Consider the following 1489-nt stretch of genomic DNA (forward strand, 5'->3'; position numbering starts at 1 on the left):
AGTCGTTCAACGTGCTGGTGAAGGAGATTCGGTCGTTGGCGATCAACATCGAGCTCCAGCAGGATTGAAGCGCGTCCGGAGGGGTTTGCGAGGATTGAGCCCCTGCGTGGCCGAATCGCAATCAACGCGCGTCGGCGCGACGCGGTTCAGTTTTTAGCCCTCGGCCTCGAGCGCCGGGTTCCGTTCTCGAACGAACCCTCGGCGGTCGGCCGATTGCTGATCATCGTCATTGTAGGCAGGAGATAAGATCTTGAAAGATCTACTGAAAATCATCAAGCAGCAGGGTCAGGCACTGGAATTCGACGCGATCAAGATCGGACTCGCCTCCCCCGAGATGATCCGTTCCTGGTCCTNNATCAACTACCGCACCTTCAAGCCGGAGCGTGACGGGCTCTTCTGCGCCAAGATCTTCGGTCCGATCACGGACTACGAGTGCATCTGCGGCAAGTACAAGCGCCTGAAACATCGCGGCGTGGTGTGCGAGAAGTGCGGTGTGGAGGTCACGCTGGCGAAGGTCCGGCGCGAGCGCATGGGCCATATCGACCTGGCGAGTCCGGTCGCGCACATCTGGTTCTTGAAGTCACTGCCGTCGCGTATCGGTCTGTTGCTCGATATGACCCTGCGCGACATCGAGCGGATCCTCTATTTCGAGTCCTTCGTGGTGGTGGATCCGGGCCTTGTGGTCGATCTGGAGCGTGGCCAGCTGCTCAACGACGAGCAGTATCTCGAAGCCTTGGAGGCAAACGGCGACGAGTTCGACGCGCGCATGGGTGCGGAGGCCGTCTACGAGCTGCTGCGCACCATCAAGATGGATGACGAGATCCGGCGCATGCGCGAGGAGATCGAGACCACCAACTCCGAGACCAAGATCAAGAAGCTCTCCAAGCGCTTGAAGCTCATGGAGTCGCTGATGGCCTCGGGCAATCGCCCGGAGTGGATGATCCTCACGGTCCTGCCCGTCCTCCCGCCTGAGCTGCGTCCCTTGGTGCCGCTGGACGGTGGCCGCTTCGCGACCTCGGATCTCAACGACCTCTATCGCCGCGTCATCAACCGTAACAACCGTCTCAAGCGCCTACTCGACCTGGTCGCGCCCGACATCATCGTGCGCAACGAGAAGCGCATGCTGCAGGAATCCGTCGATGCACTGCTCGACAACGGGCGGCGCGGTCGTGCCATCACGGGCACCAACAAGCGTCCGCTGAAATCGCTGGCCGACATGATCAAGGGCAAGCAGGGGCGGTTCCGTCAAAACCTGCTCGGCAAGCGCGTCGACTACTCGGGCCGCTCGGTCATCGTGGTCGGCCCGACCCTGATGCTGCATCAGTGCGGTCTGCCCAAGCGCATGGCCCTCGAGCTGTTCAAGCCCTTCATCTTCAGCAAGCTGCAGTTGCGCGGCCTGGCGGCGACCATCAAGGCCGCCAAGAAGATGGTCGAGCGCGGTACCCCGGAGGTCTGGGACATCCTCGACGAGGTGATCCGCGAGCACCCG

Annotated in this window: 1 pseudogene; it reads left to right on the forward strand. The window is 61.7% G+C overall.

Annotated elements, in window-relative coordinates:
- Positions 1–250: 250 nt before the first annotated feature.
- Positions 251–1489: pseudogene (locus B4N44_RS08630) on the forward strand (DNA-directed RNA polymerase subunit beta'); the annotation flags it as partial.

This window comes from Thiocapsa sp. UBA6158, from assembly GCF_002423035.1.
GTDB lineage: Bacteria > Pseudomonadota > Gammaproteobacteria > Chromatiales > Chromatiaceae > Thiocapsa.